At 44.9% G+C, this 21,590-nt stretch carries 22 protein-coding genes and 1 other RNA gene; 5 read left to right on the forward strand and 18 right to left on the reverse strand.

Features of this window, described 5'->3' with window-relative positions; all coding sequences use genetic code 11:
* Positions 1-93: 93 nt before the first annotated feature.
* Entirely contained in the window at positions 94-1,761 is a 1,668-nt protein-coding gene (dndC, locus tag QUB12_RS23310) for a DNA phosphorothioation system sulfurtransferase DndC (protein ID WP_333308580.1), read from the reverse strand.
* A gap of 185 nt (positions 1,762-1,946) precedes the next feature.
* Between dndC and QUB12_RS23315 the strand changes: the two genes are divergently transcribed.
* Both QUB12_RS23315 and QUB12_RS23320 read left to right on the forward strand, forming a co-directional pair.
* A complete protein-coding gene (locus QUB12_RS23315) occupies positions 1,947-3,125 on the forward strand; it encodes a DNA sulfur modification protein DndB (RefSeq protein ID WP_333308582.1) in 1,179 nt (392 codons plus the stop codon).
* 67 nt (positions 3,126-3,192) lie between these two features.
* Positions 3,193-3,804, forward strand: a complete 612-nt coding sequence (locus QUB12_RS23320) for a hypothetical protein (protein ID WP_333308584.1) — start codon at positions 3,193-3,195, stop codon at positions 3,802-3,804.
* A gap of 8 nt (positions 3,805-3,812) precedes the next feature.
* Here QUB12_RS23320 and dndB read toward each other — a convergent pair whose 3' ends face one another.
* Entirely contained in the window at positions 3,813-4,949 is a 1,137-nt protein-coding gene (dndB, locus tag QUB12_RS23325) for a DNA sulfur modification protein DndB (protein ID WP_333308585.1), read from the reverse strand.
* Positions 4,950-5,439: 490 nt separating this feature from the next.
* Between dndB and QUB12_RS23330 the strand changes: the two genes are divergently transcribed.
* Positions 5,440-7,032: a DGQHR domain-containing protein gene (locus tag QUB12_RS23330; RefSeq protein ID WP_333144047.1), complete on the forward strand. Its 1,593-nt coding sequence runs from the start codon at positions 5,440-5,442 to the stop codon at positions 7,030-7,032.
* Between the two features lie 37 nt (positions 7,033-7,069).
* On the opposite strand, the gene QUB12_RS23335 is transcribed toward QUB12_RS23330, so the two are convergent.
* The 15 genes from QUB12_RS23335 to QUB12_RS23400 form a co-directional block, all read right to left on the reverse strand.
* Positions 7,070-7,336 carry a hypothetical protein gene (locus QUB12_RS23335; protein WP_333144046.1) on the reverse strand — a complete coding sequence of 89 codons (267 nt, stop codon included), beginning with the start codon at positions 7,334-7,336 and terminating at the stop codon, positions 7,070-7,072.
* 28 nt (positions 7,337-7,364) lie between these two features.
* Positions 7,365-7,580, reverse strand: coding sequence for a DUF6887 family protein (locus tag QUB12_RS23340; RefSeq protein WP_333300814.1), 216 nt, complete (start codon positions 7,578-7,580; stop codon positions 7,365-7,367).
* Positions 7,567-7,722: a DUF6888 family protein gene (locus tag QUB12_RS37620; RefSeq protein WP_445252063.1), complete on the reverse strand. Its 156-nt coding sequence runs from the start codon at positions 7,720-7,722 to the stop codon at positions 7,567-7,569. The genes QUB12_RS23340 and QUB12_RS37620 overlap by 14 nt, the downstream gene beginning before the upstream one ends.
* A gap of 324 nt (positions 7,723-8,046) precedes the next feature.
* A complete protein-coding gene (locus QUB12_RS23345) occupies positions 8,047-9,093 on the reverse strand; it encodes an endonuclease/exonuclease/phosphatase family protein (protein WP_333144044.1) in 1,047 nt (348 codons plus the stop codon).
* Positions 9,094-9,103: 10 nt separating this feature from the next.
* Complete coding sequence (locus QUB12_RS23350; RefSeq protein WP_333105229.1) at positions 9,104-9,574, reverse strand: DNA phosphorothioation-associated protein 4; 471 nt, start codon at positions 9,572-9,574, stop codon at positions 9,104-9,106.
* Positions 9,575-9,641: 67 nt separating this feature from the next.
* Positions 9,642-9,962 (reverse strand): nucleoside triphosphate pyrophosphohydrolase, encoded by a 321-nt coding sequence (locus QUB12_RS23355; RefSeq protein WP_333144043.1) that lies wholly within the window; start codon positions 9,960-9,962, stop codon positions 9,642-9,644.
* Between the two features lie 12 nt (positions 9,963-9,974).
* On the reverse strand, positions 9,975-10,631 hold the full coding sequence (locus QUB12_RS23360) for a Uma2 family endonuclease (RefSeq protein ID WP_333144042.1): 657 nt from the start codon (positions 10,629-10,631) through the stop codon (positions 9,975-9,977).
* On the reverse strand, positions 10,621-12,687 hold the full coding sequence (locus QUB12_RS23365; protein ID WP_333308587.1) for an AAA family ATPase: 2,067 nt from the start codon (positions 12,685-12,687) through the stop codon (positions 10,621-10,623). Before QUB12_RS23365 ends, QUB12_RS23360 begins: the two co-directional genes overlap by 11 nt.
* Entirely contained in the window at positions 12,684-12,959 is a 276-nt protein-coding gene (locus QUB12_RS23370; RefSeq protein ID WP_333144040.1) for a hypothetical protein, read from the reverse strand. Before QUB12_RS23370 ends, QUB12_RS23365 begins: the two co-directional genes overlap by 4 nt.
* 86 nt (positions 12,960-13,045) lie before the next feature.
* Positions 13,046-14,392: a DNA phosphorothioation system restriction enzyme gene (locus QUB12_RS23375; RefSeq protein WP_333308588.1), complete on the reverse strand. Its 1,347-nt coding sequence runs from the start codon at positions 14,390-14,392 to the stop codon at positions 13,046-13,048.
* Between the two features lie 96 nt (positions 14,393-14,488).
* Positions 14,489-15,058 (reverse strand): Uma2 family endonuclease, encoded by a 570-nt coding sequence (locus QUB12_RS23380; protein WP_333144039.1) that lies wholly within the window; start codon positions 15,056-15,058, stop codon positions 14,489-14,491.
* A 34-nt stretch (positions 15,059-15,092) separates the two neighbouring features.
* Complete coding sequence (locus tag QUB12_RS23385) at positions 15,093-15,536, reverse strand: hypothetical protein (protein ID WP_333144038.1); 444 nt, start codon at positions 15,534-15,536, stop codon at positions 15,093-15,095.
* A gap of 198 nt (positions 15,537-15,734) precedes the next feature.
* Entirely contained in the window at positions 15,735-16,115 is a 381-nt protein-coding gene (locus tag QUB12_RS23390) for a phasin-related domain-containing protein (RefSeq protein ID WP_333056143.1), read from the reverse strand.
* A 23-nt stretch (positions 16,116-16,138) separates the two neighbouring features.
* Positions 16,139-16,235, reverse strand: an RNA gene (ffs, locus tag QUB12_RS23395) — signal recognition particle sRNA small type.
* Between the two features lie 23 nt (positions 16,236-16,258).
* A complete protein-coding gene (locus QUB12_RS23400; RefSeq protein WP_333077099.1) occupies positions 16,259-16,525 on the reverse strand; it encodes a YciI family protein in 267 nt (88 codons plus the stop codon).
* Positions 16,526-16,652: 127 nt separating this feature from the next.
* On the opposite strand from QUB12_RS23400, the gene QUB12_RS23405 reads away from it, so the two are divergent.
* Positions 16,653-17,207: a 2'-5' RNA ligase family protein gene (locus QUB12_RS23405; RefSeq protein WP_333144037.1), complete on the forward strand. Its 555-nt coding sequence runs from the start codon at positions 16,653-16,655 to the stop codon at positions 17,205-17,207.
* A gap of 793 nt (positions 17,208-18,000) precedes the next feature.
* Here the strand turns inward: QUB12_RS23405 and QUB12_RS23410 are convergent.
* Entirely contained in the window at positions 18,001-18,687 is a 687-nt protein-coding gene (locus QUB12_RS23410) for a ComF family protein (protein WP_333308589.1), read from the reverse strand.
* A gap of 72 nt (positions 18,688-18,759) precedes the next feature.
* Here QUB12_RS23410 and QUB12_RS23415 point away from each other — a divergent pair, with 72 nt between their 5' ends.
* Positions 18,760-21,246: a putative PEP-binding protein gene (locus QUB12_RS23415; RefSeq protein WP_333308591.1), complete on the forward strand. Its 2,487-nt coding sequence runs from the start codon at positions 18,760-18,762 to the stop codon at positions 21,244-21,246.
* Positions 21,247-21,590 lie beyond the last annotated feature (344 nt).

The raw sequence follows: 21,590 nt of genomic DNA on the forward strand, positions 1-21,590 counted from the left end.
AGCCCGATCGCCCCAAAGCCCGATCGCCCCAAAGCCCGATCGCCCCAAAGCCCGATCGCCCCAAAGCCCGATCGCCCGATCGACATTATTGACCTAATCTTTGCTATTTTCCTCTCCTGAATTGGGCTGTGAAAATTTAATATCCGCCCAAGATAGCTGTCTGCTTTGATTGCTGTTGCTTTCGAGTTCTTCTTTAAGTTTGGCAATATCAACGGTATCGTTTTTGGCGGAACTGTTGGTTTGGGCGATCGCATCTTTGAATTGCTGAATTTTTTCCGTCGGATTTGCTTTAATATCTTCCACCGCTTTTTTTAAATTGCGTTGATAGTGGGCGTTGCCAATCGCTTCTTCCTTCGATCGCGAACTGGTTTCAAAGCATTTGTCCAAATCGCCGTAAATGCCTGTACGGCGGGGTTTTGTGTAGTATTGGCGTTCTGTATCAAGGAGTTTTGCCATCAATTCGAGGTGCATTTTGTCCTCGCTGCAAATCTCTTCGATCACAGTCCATTCATCGCTACCGAGGAGTTTTCTTTCGGCGGCGGGACGGGAATCTTCAAAAGGTTCGCCCGTAACTTCTTCGTAAATCCGGGGCAAAGAATCGTCGAATTCGTGCTTTTCTTCCAGCCAAATGCGGCGGATTTCGCTAAGTTCTTCCGGGGTAATTAAGGTGATGTCGCGCATTTCTAGGGGTGCGGTTTTGCGGATTTGGGTTTGTGCTTCCAGGACTCGTCTCAGCCAGTGTTCTCGCCAGAATTTGGTGTAGGGCCCTGGGATGGGTTCGACGGAGGTTGTGTCGTCGCCCATGTTGCGTTCAAACAGTTCTACTCTACCGTAGATGCGGCGGAAGTCTCTTTTTGGGCGATCGTCTTTTATATCTAATTCGTTACGAATATCGAGAAGAGGCTGCATCCATTCTTTTTCCTCATCATTTTGAATCATTGCCTCCATAGATTTATCTTTGTCAACCATTGTACATACCCAGCACCCAAAGCGAGAATCGCCACAGCTAGGAGTAGAAGTATCAACAACTAAAGGACACTCATTGTCGGCTGTTGCACCTCGATACATGGCAAATAAATCTTTATTGTTATTTCCCCAAGGATTGTCCCACTGCATTAGATACAGCCAAACTTCATCATCACGCCAATCCTCAATAGGGGTATAAATTAAAGAGTTAGGTAAGCGACCATTAGGACTGAGACGATCGCGCAATCTACCTGCTTCATACTTTTTCATTGTTGCTGCACGTTTGCTGCTTTCAGCCTTGCGAGTACCCAAAACAACAATAGTTTCACCATGTACTCGAACTAAATCTCGGATAAATTGATTTACAGGCTGAATTTTCAGCCTATCTGTACACCACCGAAATCCATTGCGAGGCGCTGGATAGCCTTTACCAATTAAGCATACCCAGAATGTTTCTTTCACCTCTGGATGAAGCAGATGCGGGGAAACAGGCATTTTTTGCTCTTGAGCAAGTATCTTGAGCTTAGTTAAAGATTTACGTACCCAAGTCGAAATAATAGGATTTTCAGCGAAAGTATCCGTTGTAATTACATGGATCGTTTTTGTGCGTTTTTCGACCGGAAGTGCTGCGATTGCGTTCCAGATAAGCTGCAATACTGCGGTGCTATCTTTCCCGCCACTCCAACCGATTAACCAAGGTATAGCGTCTGAACAGTATAATTCTTGAATTTCTTTAGTTAGCTCTTTTATCTCATCGAGTAACTCCTTAACTGTTCGCGGCGCAAATAATGACATCTGCTGAATTTCTATCACGTTTTAAAACTCCTATCTTGCTATTTTTTAAGTTTTATGATACAATCTGCTTGTTTGCTAGCATACTGATCCATGTGTCTTTGTTATTGGCCTTTTTGCACGATAGCATCCCTGGTTCACGTACCCTCAAAAAAGTTATAATAATTAAATAAGCTTTTACCCCCATTATGTCTGAAAACAACTACCCAGAGACTGATTCAAGCCAGAAACTTGAGGATGTTCTAGAGCCTTATTTTGCCAAGTATCACCGTCAGAAGTGTTATCCAGGGCTAACTTTTCAGCAGGGGAAGCGGAAGATGGTGCAAATAAATATCCCGGCTGATGACTTGCCTACCCTCCTCCAGGCCAAACCCTCAACTGGCAACGATCCTGATTCTGGTAAAAACCGCCCAGAGATAAAGGGTCATGCTGAGGAAGTAAAACAATATATTCTTAAACGGGCTAGAAACGATCAACCCTGGATTTTGGGGACACTGACAGCAAATGTCGATCCAGAAAAGATTGACATTATAGAACTAGGTCGGGGGATTTGTCTAGTAGTTATTCATCGTGGTGTTAAGTTAGATATTACTGATGGACAGCATCGCAAGCGCGCTATTCACGAGTTAATTGAAAGTGCTGACGGCGAGTTAATAGGTGATAATGATTTCCCTATTACATTGGTTTTAGAGGAAGACTTTAACCAGTGTCAGGCGGATTTTCGAGATATGGCGCAGACAAGACAACTTGATAAATCCTTACTTTTGTCATTCGGTGAGTTTGAAGGTAGGGTTGGTATTACCAAAAACTTGCTTGAAAAAGTTTTAATGTTTCATGGAAAAACAGATAAAATCAAAACTAATCCCGACAGTAAAAGGAAACTTATATACACAACTAATTTTATAGCAAAATTGGTGAGTTGTGCGTTTACTGACGGCCCAAATGAGGAACTCACAGATTATGACGTTGCTGAATCCTCAAGTATTCTGGCTAGATGTCTTAACAATTTCTTTTCCGAATGTAGTCAGACTAGACATATTTGTGAAACCAGCGTTGAAAATTTGACAGTTGAAGATGTGAATCATTTTAAGGAATACTGTATCTTAGGTAGAAGTGTAGGGCTAGAAGTTTTAGGTCGGTTGCTATACTATACCTATGACACAGATAGCAGCCAAGATTTTGATCCTGAAAAAGTATCGGAATTGGCACAACTGGATTGGTCTAGACAAAGCCATATTTGGGAGGGAAATGTTGTTTTATCTAACTCCAACCCTAATAATCCAAGAGCATCCTATAAAATAACAGCAAGTGCTAGTGCTGTAAAAATGGCGGTAGAGGCTGCAAAAGCCGAGTTAGGATGGATTTAACTAATATTATCCGCGTTCATCTGCGTGCATCTGCGGTTCTCAAATCCATCCCATCCGCAAACTAAATATGTCCTACAGCGACTTCAAAACCCTAGACGAAGCCGTCTCAACCCTGGATCTAACCGTTGAAGACATTCCCCACTTATTCAGCCAAATTCCCCCCCTCGCACCTTCAGAACGCCTCAAACAAACTCTTGACGAAGCTTTAGACTTAGCCTCAAGTATCAGCACCGAAAAAGCTCGCTCGGAATTAATCATCACTCCCATTCTACTCGAAATCCGGCGCACTTTTAATAACAAAATTGGCTACTTTTCCGGCAACACATTTAACGTAGAAGAGAGCAAAGGATTAACCGGGGCTTGTGACTTTCTCCTCAGCGCATCGAGCAATCAATCATTGGTGACTGCCCCAGTCTTGACATTAGTGGAAGCAAAAGACAACGATATTAGAATAGGATTGGGACAGTGTGCGGCTCAGATGGCAGCAGCTCAAATATTTAATGCCCGCAAAGGACAAGAACAATCCGCAATTTATGGGGCAGTTTCAACTGGTACAAACTGGAAATTCCTAATTCTAGAAAATCAGTTGTTAAAAATTGATTTGACTGAATATTTTATTACTCAGCTAGACCAAATTTTGGGCATTCTTGCAGAACCGTTTCGACGCTATTTTAATTAAACTCACAGCTAGTTTTTAGTGTGGCACGGGCGTCCCGCCTGTGGTACACCTGCGGTTTCCAAACCCAACCGCTTTTTCAAATAATCAGTCATCCAACTAACACTCGCCCTCGACTTAGAAATCCCCCCTTTCAACAAAATCCCATTCTCCCAATCAGGATTAGAAATCGACCAATCAACCTGCTGCAAAAGGCTCAAACGTTCCTCCCAACTCTCAGGAAAAACCGACAGCAAAGCCGCCCCAACTTCCCCCAAACTCTCAAGCACAACACTCTGACAGTGTACACAATCCCGGCGCATTTCCCCCGCCGCAACTTGCTTGTGCAGAACTAATTGCCAATCTGGAATAAAACTGCAAACCGCATTCCAATAACTAACCGCCAGTTGTATTTTTTGAGCAAGTTCTTCCTCTTTCTGTTCTTTTTTGGTGCGAGAACCAGAGGGTTTTGCCTGTTCGCTGCCGTGAATATTAGACAGCAAAGCCATAATAGCACGATCGATCGCACTCAGCGCAAACAACTTGTGCGATCGCCCGTTCAAACTCCCCTTCTCCATCTCAGTCAAACACCGGAAAACCTCAACCTGCTTAACAACAGCCTTCACCACAAAAGCGCGATCGTCCCGGTGGTTGTAAAGTAGACTGAGTGACGCCTCCAAAGGAACTTGAAAACCGTTCAAATCAGCAAACATCTGCTGCGATTTTTCCAACCCAATATCGAGAAACAAAATCAGCGCCACCGTCTCATATCCCAACTGCGGATTTTCCCTCAAAGCCATCTCAAAAGCCGCGCGCCGATGCTGTCCGTCATTAATAGTAAACTTAGCATCCATCGGCACTCGCAAGCGACCAATTTTCCGTTCTTCGGCCTCATTTCCCACTGCTTCAAAAGTAATATCCGCATCAATCGAAGCAGCAATTGCCCCACAAGTATAATTTGTAGGATTCTTAACAAAATACTCAGCAATTTCGGGAATCCTAGCTTTGTTAAGCGCGCGTTTCGCCCGCAGAGACGGCGGCAAATCTTCAGATTCAAAGGGAAACAATTTCGGCAAAAAACGCACCGGACACATCGACACGTAATATTCGCGGCCCGCTTGAATGCCCCGAATTACCGGCAAAATGTATTCAAAAGAAGGAGTAGACATATTTTTTTGTTGGTTGCAGGTGCGAAGTATGAAGAAATCAGGGGCAAGTGCCATCGTCAATTCACTCGCTTCCCCGATATTCCGCCGGGGGTTGAAACCCCCGTCTCATAGCGAAAGTCGGTTAAAACCGACTAAACATAAACCTCGAAATTGATCCATATTCAGTCCTCTTCAGAGGACTTTCGCTATGAGACAGGGGTTTCAACCCCTGGCGGGCCCCGATGGTGGCGCGTGAGACCCCTGTCGGGCCCGGATGGTGGCGGGTTTTCAACCCCTGGCGGGCCCCGATGGTGGCGCGTGAGGCCCAGACGCATCTGCATCAAGCCCGATCGCCCCTAAGCTATTGACAAATGAAACATTCAATGATATACGAAGTGGAACTTAATTAGTAGTTTAAGTATTTCACAATAATTTTTTAAAAACAAGAGTTGACATAGAATTTAACCCATGATATTTTTGAAAAAATAGCCTAATTATATAAAAACCGCCAATGACTACCCACCCAGCGGATGACCTCGCTATAAAAATTTTAGAAAAAGAAAATAGCGACAGACAGGAAATCGCACTTTTATTAGATAATTATTTAGGAAAGGACGATCGCATTTTCGTCCAAAAAACCCAGATGGGAAACAGCGAAGCATACATCGGTTCAGTCACCCTAGAATGGTTAGACTCTCGCGTCCGTTTCGCCTCGCAAATGCCGCTTTTCCGCCAAAAATTCGACCTCCAAACTAACAACATCGTCCGCGACGACGAAACCATTGACGAAATTATCCAGCGTCCCTTAGATTGGTCGCGCCAAGCCACCCTCACTCAATATTTAGCAGCCCGAAAATCGCACAAATTCCCCGCAGTTTTAGTAGTCGTCAGTCCCCCGTGGGTAGACAATCCTCTAGCCGAGGAATGGGATAAGAATGGCGTAGCAACTAAATCCGCGACTGAATTTACATCCTTTGATAAAAACGAGAACTTAGGGCTTTTGAATGTCTCTCAAAAAGTCTCAATTTTTGCCTTAGACGGCCAGCATCGGCTGATGGGAGTTCAAGGTTTAATGAGTTTAATTAAAACCGGAATCCTGCAAAGATACAACAAAAATAAAAAACCAGTCGGCGCTGCAATTACTCTGGAAGATTTAGCAGAAGAGTATCAAATCGACCCCGAAACAGTGTATAAATTAGCTCACGAAAAAATCGGAATAGAGTTTATTCCGGCGGCGGTAGCGGGGGAAACGCGACAGCAAGCACAACGGCGCGTGCGATCGATCTTTGTGCACGTTAACCTAATGGCCGTAACGCTGAGTCAGGGACAGCTAGCATTATTGAACGAGGATAACGGATTTGCGATCGCCGCCCGAAAAATTGCCGTCACCCATCCCTTATTAAAAGAACAAGATGACAGAAACCCCCGCGTCAATTGGGACAGCGCCACAGTCGCAGCAAAATCAACTGTCTTAACCACATTGCAAGCGCTGCAAGATATGTCCGAACGGTATTTAGAATACAAATTTCCTCATTGGAAGCCGGAACGAAAAGGTTTAATTCCCATGCGTCCCGAAGATGAAGAACTAAAAGAGGGAATTGAAGAGTTTAAAAAATTGTTCGATCATTTAGCAACTTTACCCAGCTATCAAAGAATTGAAAGCGGCGAAGAAACGGCAGAATTGCGCCGATTTAGTTTTGAAAAGCCAGGGGGCGAGGGAAATATTTTGTTCCGTCCAGTCGGTCAAATTGCTTTAGCTAATGCTTTGGGAATTCTAGTATTTAGAAAGAAACTTTCCCTGAAATCTATTTTCGACAAACTCCGCAGATTCGATGTCGATGAAGGATTTAGCCACATGGACAATCCTGAGTCTGCGTGGTACGGGATTTTGTACGATCCGAACAAAAAGCGAATGCTAGTTTCTGGAAAGGATTTAGCGACGAAGTTAATTGTATATTTGGTGGGGGGAATTCAGGACGATATGGAGCGAGCTCATTTGCGGCAAGCGGTAGCGGAAGCGAGGACTTTTGAGGATAAAGCTATTAGTTTTAACGGCAGGTTTGTGCAGCCGCAAGAGGTAGGATTGCCACCAGTGCTTAGCTAAGTTTTTATTATATCCGAGTTTACAACTCGTTTATTCTTTAGTCCGCGAAGGCGGACTTCGTTCGTGTAGAAGCGGTTTCAACCGCCGAATCTTTTGAGGGTAAGGCTACTTTACCGTCTTCTACTTCCTGAAGCGCAATCCGAAGACTGTTGAGGATATCTTCTTTAGATAGCTCTTCTTCGTCTTCTTGAAACAGTTGGCGCAGCGATTCTAAAATCAGGGTTTCAATGGGCAGGTTGAGTTGGCTAGCTTTCTCAAGAAGTTGCTGTTCTAGGCGATCGGTAATGGTGAGGTTAATTTGCATGGGTGTGCCTATCAATTTTATTAGATTGCTAACTATTGCGATTTCTTGTCGCTTCTAACTTGCGGCGAATTGCGGCTTGAACTTTCTCATCAAAATCTGGATCGCCGGGACTTGCAATAATCCTCAGCGGATGCTGATTGATTCTGTCTAAGTACGCCTGAAAAGCGGCTCGATTTCCACGATGTTTAAGAAAATACTGTTTCAATTCAGTATTCGACATAGCGTTATAGTTAACTTGGCTCATCAGCAAACTCCCCATTGGGTAAAATTTGGAACTCAAGCTCTTCATCGTACCCAGCCAATATGTATACGTTACGAGTGCGATCGTCAACACAAATCAGATGTATAGCAATCCTAAATGATTCGTGTAATTCTTGGAGGGGCAATCCCCCCGTGGTTGCCCCGATAGATAGGGGGTAGGCACGGGGAGTAGGGGTAGCACTACCCCTACATATTTTTACAAATGATTTAGGATTGCTATATAGGCTGAAGCATCGTGTATGTCAGTTGATAACTGATGCGATATAAACTCTCTAGCTGGGCAGCCGTAGGCATTTCTCAATCACTCAACCTAATACTTATTTTAACATATAGCTCAAGGAAAGTTGTATATTTATATTATCACTTTTAGCAACTTTTGTCTATAAAACACTACTACCGCTAGATACTGTACCCAAGTTTACCTCTCAATTTATATACATTATACCGCTTTATTTCAACAAAATAAGTTCGGCTGCTACAGGCAAATGATCGGACTCGGTTGCCTCCAAAACCGAACTCGATTTAGCACCCCACTGCTTTGAATACCAAATATAATCAATCCGGCAAACGGGATAATTTAATCTCCAATTCGACCTTTTTACCAAGAACTTAAGTTCCCAACCGTGAGGCCAGGTAAAACCAAACCCAAATCCCGATTTTCGGAAAGCATCTTGCAAGACTTTCTGCACGCTGTCATAGTCTTGAGTTTCATCTGTCATATTAAAATCGCCCGCGACGATTACTGGCAGAGTTTCTCGCTCAACTCGCTGCACTAAGTCTTGAATTTCAGGCGCTCGTTTGCCATATGTGTAAACTGGAATTTGGAGAAAACGCCCGATTCTATATCTCTTAAACCACGGCCCGGTAGCTTGCATATTGTAAATCACTACTTCTTGTTCGTTAAATTTAATAATTGCCCGTTGCTGCGTTTCTCGATGGCCGGCTAAGTGCAGTATTTCGCTGGATACAATCGGATATTTACTGAGAATTCCTACAGGGGGAGTGCCAATTTGATACGGGTAGTCTGCTTTTAACCAGGTGAAAGCTCTTTCGGTATGTTTACTAACGATTTCTTGTAAAAATATAATATCGGGTTTTTGCTTCTGAATCAGTTTAAGTAAACTTGGCGACTGAGTTTTATACCAACGGACGTTATGGGATAAAATTTTGATGCTGGGCTGCGAATTTGTGATGTTTATTGGTGTGGGAGAAAAGTATTTAATGTGCAGCCAACTTATTAGGAGAATGCAGGCGATCGCCGAAATAATAGTGAACCATCTTTTTTTGATAATTGACACTCCGATGATGGGAAGCAAGAAAGTTGGGAATAAGATTAAGGGGCTAAAAGTGCTAATTAAGGCAATAATCCACAGTCGCTCCCAAAAAATTAATTTGAGAATGAAATAGCAGATAATGAATCCTGAGTAGCTGTAAGCGAAAATTTTTGCAAATTCCTTGAGTCCTTTCTTTACGATCTCTGCTAGTACATACTTCATTGGGAACCTATTAAAATAAGAACTTGCTTAAATCGAATTCTTCATTTGACCGATGTTGGTTGTCTCTTTCAGAAATCAAAACTAACAACAGGCGATCGGTATAATCCGCCGCACCTCGCAACTCTTCGCGCAAAATTTCCAGTCCCCCATTAGCATATTCTTCAAAAATTTGCAAGCGTTCTGCTTCCAATTGTTCGTCGAGATGGGAGAGAATTTGAGGATTTTTGGTTTCGGCGATCGCAATTAATTTAATCGCCATATCGTAACCCCTGGATACAAAAATATCAACATCGATCGCACCCGGTTCTCGTTTAGAAATTTCCCCCAAAGGCGATCGTTTTTTCCGCTGTTTTCCCAAGGATGCGGCGAAGGCGATGACATCGGCGTAAGTCTGGAAAGGGCCAGTGTGGTTATCCGATAAAGTTAATGATTTGACTAACTCGGCTTTATCTTTAGCAATTCTAATTTTGTTAGCAGCCATTGCCATAATATCTAGTTTCTAACTATTATAAATCTCGCAAATATCCAACAGTCCGCACAGGCGCACTTCACCATGTCCGCAACAACATAATTTTTTGTGCAAAACCTCCTCTTGCTTCGCGCCGCTTCATTTGTTCCGCCAAAAGTCGATCGCCCGAAATGCCAAAACTCGCCATCACCGCATCTATCACCTCATACAAATCCGCCAATTCCGCCACCAAATTTTCCTCATCAGCCTCCGCCGCTTCCCCCGCTTCTTCAATCAATTTCTGCAGCAAAGCTTGACGGTATTCTGCGTCGGACAAAATTACAAACTCGCATTCATTCCCGCTTTGGCGAATAATTTCAGGAATGCGATCGCGCACCAACTTATGATACTGTTTTTCCACGTCCAACTCCCTTCAACCTTGACTAAAAGTTTGAATCAACCAGCGATTAATTTCCCCATCATCTTGCGTTTGACTCCGATTCAAAGCTTCCTCAACTAACCGGATTTCCAGCCCCGGTAAAACCCGCGACTCTTGAATTCTCCCGCTACCTCCGCCATTAATCGCAAACGCAAAAACCTCCCGCGTGTTTGCACGTTCAACCCAATATTCACTTATTCCTGCGTCTTCGTAAAGCAACCGCTTGCCGCCTAAATCATCATTAAAAGAAGACGCCCCAATTTCCACTATCAAATTAGGCGGATCGTATTGATTTAAATCAACAGCAGAATTGCTATCATCAGGAGGCACTCTTAAATCTGAACCAATGTAGTAAGCTAAATCAGGTTGAAACTCGCCAATACCTGCTTTACGAAAACTGGTATTAGTAAACTGAACTATTCGGATATTTCTCAATGTTGCAAACAGAATAACTACACAGGCCCTAATTGAATTTTGACGCCCGTGCAATGGCCCTACTGGTGACATTTCTACCCTCATGTGTTCTTGATAGTAATAAAACTTGCCCTTTTCCCATGCTGAATCCTCAGCAAAATTCAGAAACTCTTCCCACGTCGCCTTCACCCAAATATCCGTTTCCAAAACCTGCGTAATTGCCGAATTAGAAGTCATACTCCACCTCTACAATTTCTGTATATTCAAATTCATTTGGACTGCGCTTAACTAAAGGATAGCGCGTCCCGCCAAGTTCGATCGCATCTTCTTCACAATCAGCTTTCGGAGAATTGTACACCAGCACGTATTCCCTGCCAATGGAACTTTCCATCTCTTGAGCAACTTCTCCGCGCCACTGAGTTTTCGTTACCAAAACTACCAATTGATTCGCCAACTTCGGCAGCTTATTCGCGATTTGCTTGCGATAAATCTCGTCCAAACTGCCAAAGGGAGAATCCATCACAATTGGAAACGTACTGCTATCCGGGCCCATCAAAGTATTCTTTTGACTCCACTCCCGCACGCCCTCAATAATCCCGCCGATAAACGATAAACTGAGAATTTGATTTTCTCCTGTAGAAGCGGCAACCAAAGATTCTTTTCCCGACGTATTTTCTACTAGCGTCAGTTCGTATTTATCGCTCAACTTGGGGATGTAAGGAGTAAAAGAGATTTGACTAAAAATATCTTGCACCCGCTTTTCCAACTGAGAAGAAAACTGTTTTTCTAAGCGCGATCGCACTTCAGTTAGGCGCTCGATCGCATCCTGAGTCGCAGCAATCCGGCGCTGGGCTAATACTTGCCTTTGCTCATTCAGTTGCTGCTTATCGATTTGCTTGTCCAGATTGGCGATCGACGCATTCAAACTCTCAATCTGCTGCTGATTAGAGCCTGTTTCCCGGTGCAAATCGCCAATTTTTGCCTCAATTTCATCCAAGCGCTTTTGCAAGCGGCTGACATCCTCGTCAGGAAAATTTCGCAGCTTGTTGTGAATATCGTCTAGCTGATTTTCCACCCGAGAAAGTTCGGTTCTGTCGCGACTGATATTGCCTTGGTGTCGGTCAATTTCCTCCCAAAAATCAGCCACTTGTTTATCAATTTCATTTACCCGATCGCTAATCCGAATAGTTGTTTCTTCCACATCGCCAACACCAGCCTTATCCATCCAACCGCTAACCTGTTGGTGAGACTCCGAACCCTCCACTAATTCCGCACCGCAGATACACCGCTGCTGCGCTAATAACTCTTCCAAAAAAGGCCGCTGAATCCCCGAAAGCAACGAGCCACATTCCCGCAAACCTCCTACTATTACTTCAAATTCAGCCGCTGCCTCTGACAGAAATACCCCATAACCCCGCATAGAGATTGAGCGTTTTAGAGCCTCTGTAGCTTGGGAGATTTGTTGCTTAAATAAACTTTTCTGGATTTCCAATTCGTCTCGCAACTTTTGTAAATCGGCCGCACCGCTAAGTTCCAGCAAATTACCATTAACTGCTTTTTTTAACTCTCCTTGGTTCGCCAATTCCCGCTCGATTTCTACTTGTCGGCTCGAAAGTTGCTCAGCTTCTTGCTCAAATTTTTGCTTATCTTTTAAAAGTTTCTTCGTTTCAGCATTGCCAATTATATTTAAATCTGTCTCTAGAGATTTTTTTGCTTCTCCTAAATGCCGAATCGATCGATTCAACACTTCCACCCCCAGCAACTCCTTAGTAGCTTCCGCAATTTCTGCCTTCTTGTCATAGCGGACAATTTGCTCGATTCGCTCCCCGTCAAAAAAGAAATATTTATGTAAACTTTCCGGCAAAATCCGCCCGATAATATCATCGGGATGCTGATCCGGCTTCAGCCAGAGACCGTTATCTTTGGCTACATTCAGAAACAATTCAGCCTTGCCATGTTCTACAGTGTTTTCACTTTTATAAGCACGACAAATTCGTCTTGCTTGGTAGCGTGTGCTGTCGTGTTCAAACACAATTTCCGCCCAACAACCTACGGCTTTTCCCATTTCCGCCTCAGCCAGAGCGCGCTTGTTTACTAATTGTTCTTCCGCCGCAAAAGCCGCGCTAAATCTCCCGTAAAGTACCCACGTAAAGGCATTCATCAAGGCAGTTTTTCCGGCGCCGTTATTACCGTGAATTACTGTAATATTTTCCCTGCCCCAAGCTAGTTTTATTTCGGGGCTTTTGCCGTAAAATTGACGAAAGTTGCATAGAGTAATTGAGATTAACTTCATACAATTGCTTCCTTAATGATTTTTAAAATGTCATCGTTAATGTGGCGGGGAGCTCTCATGTACAGTTTATCTTTTTCAATTTCCAATACCCGCTCAATAATTTGTCGGACTTCCGGCGGCGCGCTAGTAATAGGTTCCTGTACGTCGCTGAATTCCTTATGAGTTTGATAAGAAGAACGCTTTTCTGCTAAAATGCTTGTCGGTAAGGCTGCGATCGCACTATCTTCATATCTAAATGCCATAATCAGATTTTCATGCAGATTTTCAGTCATTTTTTTTTCAAATATTAAAAACTAGCAACTCAAACTACGCTCAACTAATTCTCTATTCTTAAACATAAACCGAACCTTAATAAATGTCAAATGTCTAATAGCCCGTAACGCTTCTGAAGTTGCAGCAATTTCACTCTAGCTTCCCCAGCATTGTCGGCTAAATCGGCAAATTCCAAGAACCGCTTCAACTCTTTTCGCAGCAAATTGCGCTCGACTTCTAAGGTTTCGCGACCCAAATCTGGAGGCAAAACTATCATGTCAAATAAAGTTGCTCTTTCCTTCCCCGGATGCGGCCGCAAAATGCGTCCTCGGCGCTGAATAAACTGGCGCGGATTGCTGCTGCTTGCTAAAATTACAGCATTGCGAATTGCTGGAATATCCACGCCTTCATCCAAACAGCGAATCGCGACTAAACCTTGCAATTCTCCACTCTCAAATTGCTGACGCAATCGTTCTCTTTCTGCTAAAGGAGTTGCCGCAGTATAAGTGTTAACTCGGTAGCCTAATTCCGAACCCAATAACTTCGCGGTTTCTGTTAGTTGGCGGTTGTTATTTCGGCGCGCACTTCCTTCGATCGCACCATCGCCGCAGTAAAATAAAGTATGGGCGGTGTCGAGACGGTGAATCATTAATTCTCGCAAAGCTACTAATTTATTAGCCGCAGCCCCAATTAACCGAGCTCGCTGCATTAATAAAGTTGTTAAAGCATCATTTTCTTCTACTTTTTCATCGCCCCAAAGCGCCCAGCCAATTTTTTGAGTTAAGCGGGAATACTTGCGGGTTTCTGCTTCTGTCAATTCTACTAAAATTGGATAGTATAAATAATGTACTAAGGCTTTTTGGCGGATGGCGTCGGCTAAGGTAAGTTCCGGCTGCAAAACCGGGCCAAAATAATCTAAAATAGCTTCGGTTCCTTGTTCGTCGAAATGCCTTTCTGGGGTGGCGGAAAGGGCGAGTCGCAGTCCAATATTGCGCGGCAAACTTTCTCCTAAACGGGGCGCGCCTAAGTTGTGAACTTCGTCTCCAATAATCAGGGTTTTTTCTGGAAAATAGCGCAGTTGCGATCGCAAACTATCTCCCATTAAGGTAGCATTAGTAGTGATGATTGTGAGAAATGCTCTATCCCCCGATCGCACTTCATACAAACCCGCAGCCAGCTTATTTTGCCAACTGCGGGCGCTATCAAAAGCCAAAATAGGTTTTAAACCAAATTTCTCCGATTCGCGCGCCCACTGATTCACCAGGTGGCAGTAAGGGCAAATTACGAGCAGGACTTGCAGGTTAATTTTATTGTATAATTCAGTGGCGATCGCCAGTGCAGTAATCGTCTTGCCACTACCCGTCGCCATCTTCAGCGTACCGCGTCCCTGATTCGCAAACCAATTAGCAACCGCCACTCGCTGGTACTGTCGCAATTGCAGCGATGGCGGCATCTTCGGAAACCCAAATTGCGAATTATTAGCCGTTGAGCGATTCACCTTTAAATGCCGTTAGATGCAAAATTACCCTGACTCAACTGTAACTCATTTCTAATTAAAACTTAACAACTCAAACAAATTTGTCGCCGACAATTGCAAATCCGACAGCACATCCAGTACAGGTAAAATATCTTCATTCTCTTTAATCTCAGGTTCCTGCTGCGGTTTAAAAACAATTACCAATTCTTCTTCCGGGTCAATCAGCCAACCTAATTTAGTAGGATTCTTGAGGCAAAACAGAATCTTCTTAATCACGCGAGTTGAACTTTGATCCGGCGATAAAATCTCAATTATCCAATCTGGAGCAATTTCAAACCTATTTTCAATTTCTCCCTGAGAATTTAGAGGAATGCGCGACCACTCAAATACTGCTAAATCTGGAACAACAGCACATCCCCCAAAACAGCAGCGCAATTGGGGAAAAGCAAAAGCTAACTTTTGCGGTTTGCCAACTTGATTAATAGCGGATGAAAATTTGATTTGTAACGTGCTGTGTTTTCCTTGGGGCATAGCTTTTTGATAAATTTGACCGTCAACATACTCGCTAGCCGGCTTAGTCTCTGGCAATAGCAGAAACTCTTCCAGAGAAATCTTTGACGGAGACTGAATTGACGTTACCATAAGCCATTAACCCCTCAACAACTCCACTGCCGTCTTAAAAATTAATATCGCTGTCAGTTTCCCAATCAGCACAACTCTCCGATTCCACACCAGTAGGGTGCATCGCACAAACCAACAAATTTCCCCCGTAAACTTGACCGTGATAGTTGCGACAACCGCGACAAGCTGGCTGCTGCGTCGGCGAAGGGTCTACATAAGTAACCATCGACAAATCTATCTCATCAAATTGCGGGTCGAAGTCGCGGTAAATTTCAATTATCGGTTCGATAAATTCATTAAATAAACCGTCAAATTCATTGAAATAACCGTCAATGTCGTTAATCAGATTATTTTGTACTTGTTCAGTAAACTCTTCCGACATTTTTGCCAAAACGTCCAGCATTTCGACAAACTCTTCGCCCATTTCGCTGAAAAACTGCTCTACTTCAGAAACAGCATTTTCCATTACTCCCAAAAAATCTTTAGACCAATCTTCCATGTATTTGACAGTTGGCTATTACAAAATATTTTACAGACAGGTGCAGCCAGCCTCATGCGAAGCGATCGCACCTACTTTCAATTCTATTACCTATTGCCTGATATCCGTCCACATCTGACAGGGGAAATATTCAAAAAGGGAACTCAAGATTATTATCCTGAGTTCCCTTCCTGCTTTACTGAGCGAGCTTTTTCCTGCTTAATCCCGCTTCAGCCGCCGCAATTCCTCTTGTAAATTCTGCACCTGTTCGCGGAGCTTGTCTACGCCGCCTGTCTCTTTAGCATCTTTTGCCGAGACATCTTCTTCCTCAGAAACAATTTCAATCCGCCGAGGTTCAGCGGGTTTTTCGTTCCCAGCCGAGGCTACGGGGGGCTGCTGCTGAGCCTGTTGCACCATGTCATCAACAAAGCGGCGAGCTTCTTCCGTTGACATCTCGCCACGCTTGACTAATTCGTCTGCCAGCTTTTGGGCTTCAGTGCGTAATTCAGTTAACTTGCTGCCAGCTTTTTCACCAGCGTAGGAAGCTAGCCCAACACCAAGGTAAACTGCTTTTTGTAAAATATCTCCGAAACCAGGCATAGGAGCTACACCTCATAAAACTGGGTGAACCGGAGACCACGCCTATTACAAGCATCCCGTGTTGCTGCTACCTTCCGGTCCTGACAAGATTTGGGCGTTGGAATCGCGTGGGTCCAGTTCATTTATGAGTATAACACAGTTATTTATTCTTCAACCACACACCAGTGATAAATTTCATAAATAACGCAACCGTTCTTCACCAGCGGGTCTTCAGCGACGATCGCCTTCGCCTCATCCATCGAACCCGCCTCAAACATCAACATACCGCCGCCCCGCCGCCCCCAGTAGCCAGTTTTCGCTCGGTGTCCTTTAGAAATCAACTCTCGGACATAAGCTCTGTGAGCTGGCACGTATTGGTCAAAGACAGGCTTTTCGACAATTCCTTGCTCAATTTTGACAAACCAAGGCATTTTAAATTTTAGATTTTAGATTTTGGATTTTGGATTGTAGATTGGGAATGGAGTTTTTGGTACAAGCCTTGAGTAAATACTCGATTTTCCATACTCCGCCATTTCTTCCTCACTGCGATCGTATCCTATGAACCAGTCAAAACAGCGATTTTTTATTGCCCTAGTGCCGCCTCCCGATATTGAACAGCACATTACTGAGATTCAACAGTATTTTGCGGAACATTACAACAGCCGCGGTGCTTTGAATTCGCCGCCGCACATCACGCTGCAACCTCCTTTTCACTCGTTAGCGGAGGATGTTCCCAAATTAGAGGAAAGTTTGAACCAGTTTTCTGCAAATCGGCCGCCCATTCCCGTTACTCTATCCGGTTTTGCTGCTTTCGCGCCCCGCGTCATTTACGTTGATGTTGTCAAATCGCCCGAATTGCTGGAAATTAACAAAAATTTGATGAGTTATTTGGAGGCAAATTTGGGAATTGTCGATCGAGTTTCTCAAAGTCGCCCATTTGTACCGCACATGACAGTAGCGTTTCGCGATTTAACTAAAGAGAATTTTCAAACGGCTTGGTTGGAATTTGCAGGGCGATCGCTCCACTTTGAGTTTACCGCTTCGGCGTTAACTTTACTGCTTCACGACGGCAGTCGGTGGAACATCAGCCACCAATTCCCGCTTTCAGCCTAAACTCTCTCCCTTCTCTTTCTTCGCGTCCTTCGCGTCTTCGCGGTTCGTTTTTTCCAAAAAATCTTATTAGCAAATCATAATTAATCAACACTTCGGACAGTTTCAGGGCTGACTCGCGGGGGGCGAGAAACCCGGTTTCTACGAGTTTTGCGCCGAGGAACGAGAAATATTCGTAGAAACCGGGTTTCTGAAGTCGCAAGTGCGTCCACAAACCTGATGAGTTTAGTCCTCATAGCTGGTAAAAGTATAGTCATCTATTACATGACATGGGAGGCCTTCGGTCCCTCCCCCTTCACTTTTACTTTGAGCGGATTGACCCGCATTGGCCCAGCTACGCAGCTCCCTATCCCATTGCTCAATGCTTTTGGGAGTGCTTTTGCCACGATCATGTAATACCCATTCACGGAGCGCATTAATTAACAAACCATCTGCGGTTTTGTACAAACCTCTGTGGATGTGTTTGCCAATCGGCTAGCTGCATGAGTGATAGGTGTGGCCCGTAAATAAAGACCGCGTTGAAAGCGGTTGCTTGGGCAGTCCAAATCCTTCTGTTCAGTCAGCATATACTACTCCTGACTATCTTTGACGAGAAACTTAATGAAGTTTTACAATACCAATTTTTTATGAGGCCCCGTAGAATCTGATCCCCCCTAGCCCCCCTTAATAAGGGGGGGACAAGATTATTCTCAAATTCCCCCAACAATCAGGGGGATTTAGGGGGAGCGAGATATGTGCAACTTCAGATTAAATTGGTATCACTACAAACCTGTTTAAAATTAAAGGCAATCACAACTTACCGATTCATCTTATTCGGAGTTGCAAGTGCCACAGTTCCATAAACCGAAATTCCCGACTCTTCCAATATTTTAATTGCCGACTTAACCGTAGTACCGCTAGTGTAAATATCATCAACTAACAGCACTCGATCGCGCGGGCGCCGGCGGCGAAAATCTTTCCCCAAACCTAAAGCATTTTTCATTTCCGCTTGTCGCTGCTGTGGCGTCAGAGCGAATAAAGCCTGAGTATTTTTCACCCGATCCAAACCGTGCCGCTGCAAAGGCAAACCAGTCAGCTCACAAAAACTTTCAGCCAAAAGTTCCGCCTGGTTAAAACCGCGCTCCTTGAGCTTTTCTTTGTGCAGGGGAATCGGTACAACTGTTAAATTGTCTATAGCTAATTCAGGAAAACTCAGCCAAGCTTCCGCCAGCCAGCCGCCTAGAGGTTTCGCTAATTGCGGATTGTCGTCATATTTCAAAGCTGCGATCGCCCGTTTGAGAGCCCCGCCATACTCACCCCACACAAAAACACGCTGCTCTGAATGCCAAAATCGACCGGGATCGCTTAACTGACATCGCTGAAGTTGCTTGTGACAGTACGGACACAACTCTCCGGCGGCCGGTCGCTGACAAAGAGGACAGTTAGACTTAAGAAATAGATTGAGAAAAGATTTGACTAATCCCGTCCATTTTCGCTTGTTCATCCTAAAATTATCGTAAGTGATTAATGGGAAAAACTTTCAACTTCAATCAGTTTCCACCGACAGGCTCGCAGCGTGAAAAACCTCTACTGGTTAGACAAAATTCAACCTTCAGACCGAGATGCAGTGGGAGAAAAAGCATTTTACTTGAGCTGTTTGCTCCAGAAAAATCATCCCGTTGTACCGGGTTTTGTCGTGCCGGCTACAACATTCTGGCAGTTTTTAGAGTCGATCGAGTGCCTAGAACCGCTGTTTGCTGACTGGCCACACTCTTCCCTGCACTTGAATGTCGATGAACCCAGACAACTGCAATCGATCTCCCGCAGCATCCGCCACCAAATCCTCGCCGGCAAACTGCCAGATTCACTGCTCTCCACCCTAGAGTCTGCGGTTGCTCAACTCAACTCACAGTCAAACTTAAACTCCACAGCCTTAATTTTTCGCCCTTCCCTGACTTCCTGGAACCCGAAAACAGTCGGCATTCTGGAATCTCAGGCAGTACGGGCAGAACCCGAAGCCATTGGGGCCGGACTCAAACGAGCTTGGGCAGAAATGTTCAGAGCCCGAAGTCTATTTTACTGGCAGCGGTGCGGCCTGCGGGTACAGCAAATCAATCCCGCAGTTTTGGTGCAGCCACTTCAAGAAGCGATCGCCGCGGGCGAGGTGAAAACAAAGGCGGGTGCACAGTGGGAAGTCCAAGCCACCAGCGGTTTGGGATTGTCCCTGGCTAGGGGAGAAACCATCCCCGATTACTATCAAGTGCAGCCGGAAACAAGCGCGGTTAAATTCCAGCGGATCGGTTACAAAACATTAGCCTACAATCTCAAAGTCGGCGATGGTGAACCGAAAAAAAAACTGCTACTGGGCAAGTTTGCTGCTTTCCCAATTCCCGATTCTCCATTTATAATTCCTGACTTTGCTGACTGTTGCGTGCAAGTTTTAGCGCTGGGAGAGGAAGCACAAACAGAATACGTTTTAGAGGAATGGCAACTGCAAGAAATCATTGAATTGAGTAAAAAAGCGAGCGCAGAATTTGACTCGGATTTAATTTTGGAGTGGACGCTCAACCAGACAGCAAACAGCGGCGAACCGCAGTTTTATTTCACTCAAGTTCGTCTTGTGAAAGGGGAAAAAGCTGCGCCGGTAGAGGAAAATTCGAGATCCCTCCGGCAGCCAAACTCGATCGCGCCAGCCCGAACTCCTGCGATACTTAGAGGTGTGGGAGCAGCATCGGGAAAAGCCGAAGCAATTGCCCAAGTTATGACTAATTCCCACCCAGAAAACGCGGAATTCTTAGCGGGAGGCATTTTGGTAGCCCCGACAATCGATCCGAATTGGCTGCCTTGGCTGAAGGTTGCTGCTGGGGTGGTTGCGGAACAAGGAGGCATGACCTGCCACGGCGCCATTTTAGCGAGAGAATTGGGGATTCCCGCCGTTGTGGGAGTGGCCGGGGCCACTCGGGCGATCGCCTCGGGCGATTCGGTTTTGGTAGACGGCGATAGCGGAGAAGTTTTTGCCCTCACTCAACCGGATGCGATCGAGACAGGAGACAGCCGCCGACTTCGGGACACAGCAAAAAAGGCAGATATATACAGTACAGCAGCAAAAATGTCAATAGCCAAGCACCAATCTTCTACCTCCGATCGATCGTCCAATTGGGCGTCTAAAGCTCGACAATCTGAGTCTACTCAATATGTTTGGGGCCCACCAACGGCGACTCAACTGCTAGTTAATGTCAGCCAAACAAGTTCGATTGACCGCCTCAAAAATCTGCCAATAGACGGCATCGGATTGCTGCGATCGGAATTAATGGCATTAGAAGCTTTGGACTGTCAAAATCCCAAAGTTTGGCTACAAGACGGCCGCCAATCGGAATTTGTCGATCGCATGGCGGATTGCCTCAGCTTGTTTGCTGCTGCCGTTTCGCCGCAGCCAATATTTTATCGATCTCTCGATTTACGCGAGTCAGGCGTCCACGGCAGTTTCAGTTATACCTTTGAACCGGAATTATTTGATTGGGAACTGTGCGTACTTCAAAAAGTCTGCGAGTCAGGCCATACCAATGTTAATTTAATTTTGCCTTTCGTGCGCTCTGTTGAGGAGTTTATCTACTGCCGCCAGCGCTTAGAAACAGTTTGGAAAAACCGATCGCCCGAATTTCAACTGTGGATTATGGCGGAAGTTCCTTCGGTGTTATTTTTATTACCAGATTACGTAAAAGCCGGAGTTCAAGGAATTTCTATCGGCACCAACGATTTAACCCAATTTCTGTTAGGCAGTCACCGCAACTCCGACCAGGTAGCAGGTGCTTTCAACGGGCGCGATCGAGCAGTGATGAGGGCGATCGAACAATTAATCAAACAGGCCCGGGCCGCCGGGATTCCTTGCTCAATCTGCGGCGACGCTCCCGCATTGTATCCCGATACAGTTGAATCCTTCGTGCGGTGGGGGATTTCGTCTATTTCGGTCAATGTCGATGCTGTAGAACAAACTAGCAGGGCGATCGTCCGCGCCGAACAGCGCCTGCTGCTAGAAGCCGCTCGATCGATAATTAACAATTAACAACTCCCGGACGCACTTGACCCCAGAAATCCGGTTTCTACTCTCAATCATACCTTTGACAAGCAGCCACCCGCTCAGAAATCGGCTTTCTAGACAACCCGTGCGTCCAGGAATATTAACAACTACAGAAATCCGGTTTCTAATTATATAGCAACCGCCCAGACAGTGAGGACATTTTTAATTGGTGAAGCCCTTGCTTTTATTGCTTTTACTGCTTCTGCCTTCTGCCTTCTGCCTTCTGCCTTCTGCCTTCTGCCTTCTGCCTTCTTTTTCCTTCCGCTATCAAAAGATTTGATTTTAAAGCTAAGATAGAAATATCGCCAACCCTTTACCCGGAGGTAAAA

Origin of the sequence: Microcoleus sp. B7-D4 (assembly GCF_036705125.1) — a bacterium.
In the GTDB taxonomy this organism is placed as follows: Bacteria; Cyanobacteriota; Cyanobacteriia; order Cyanobacteriales; family Microcoleaceae; genus Microcoleus.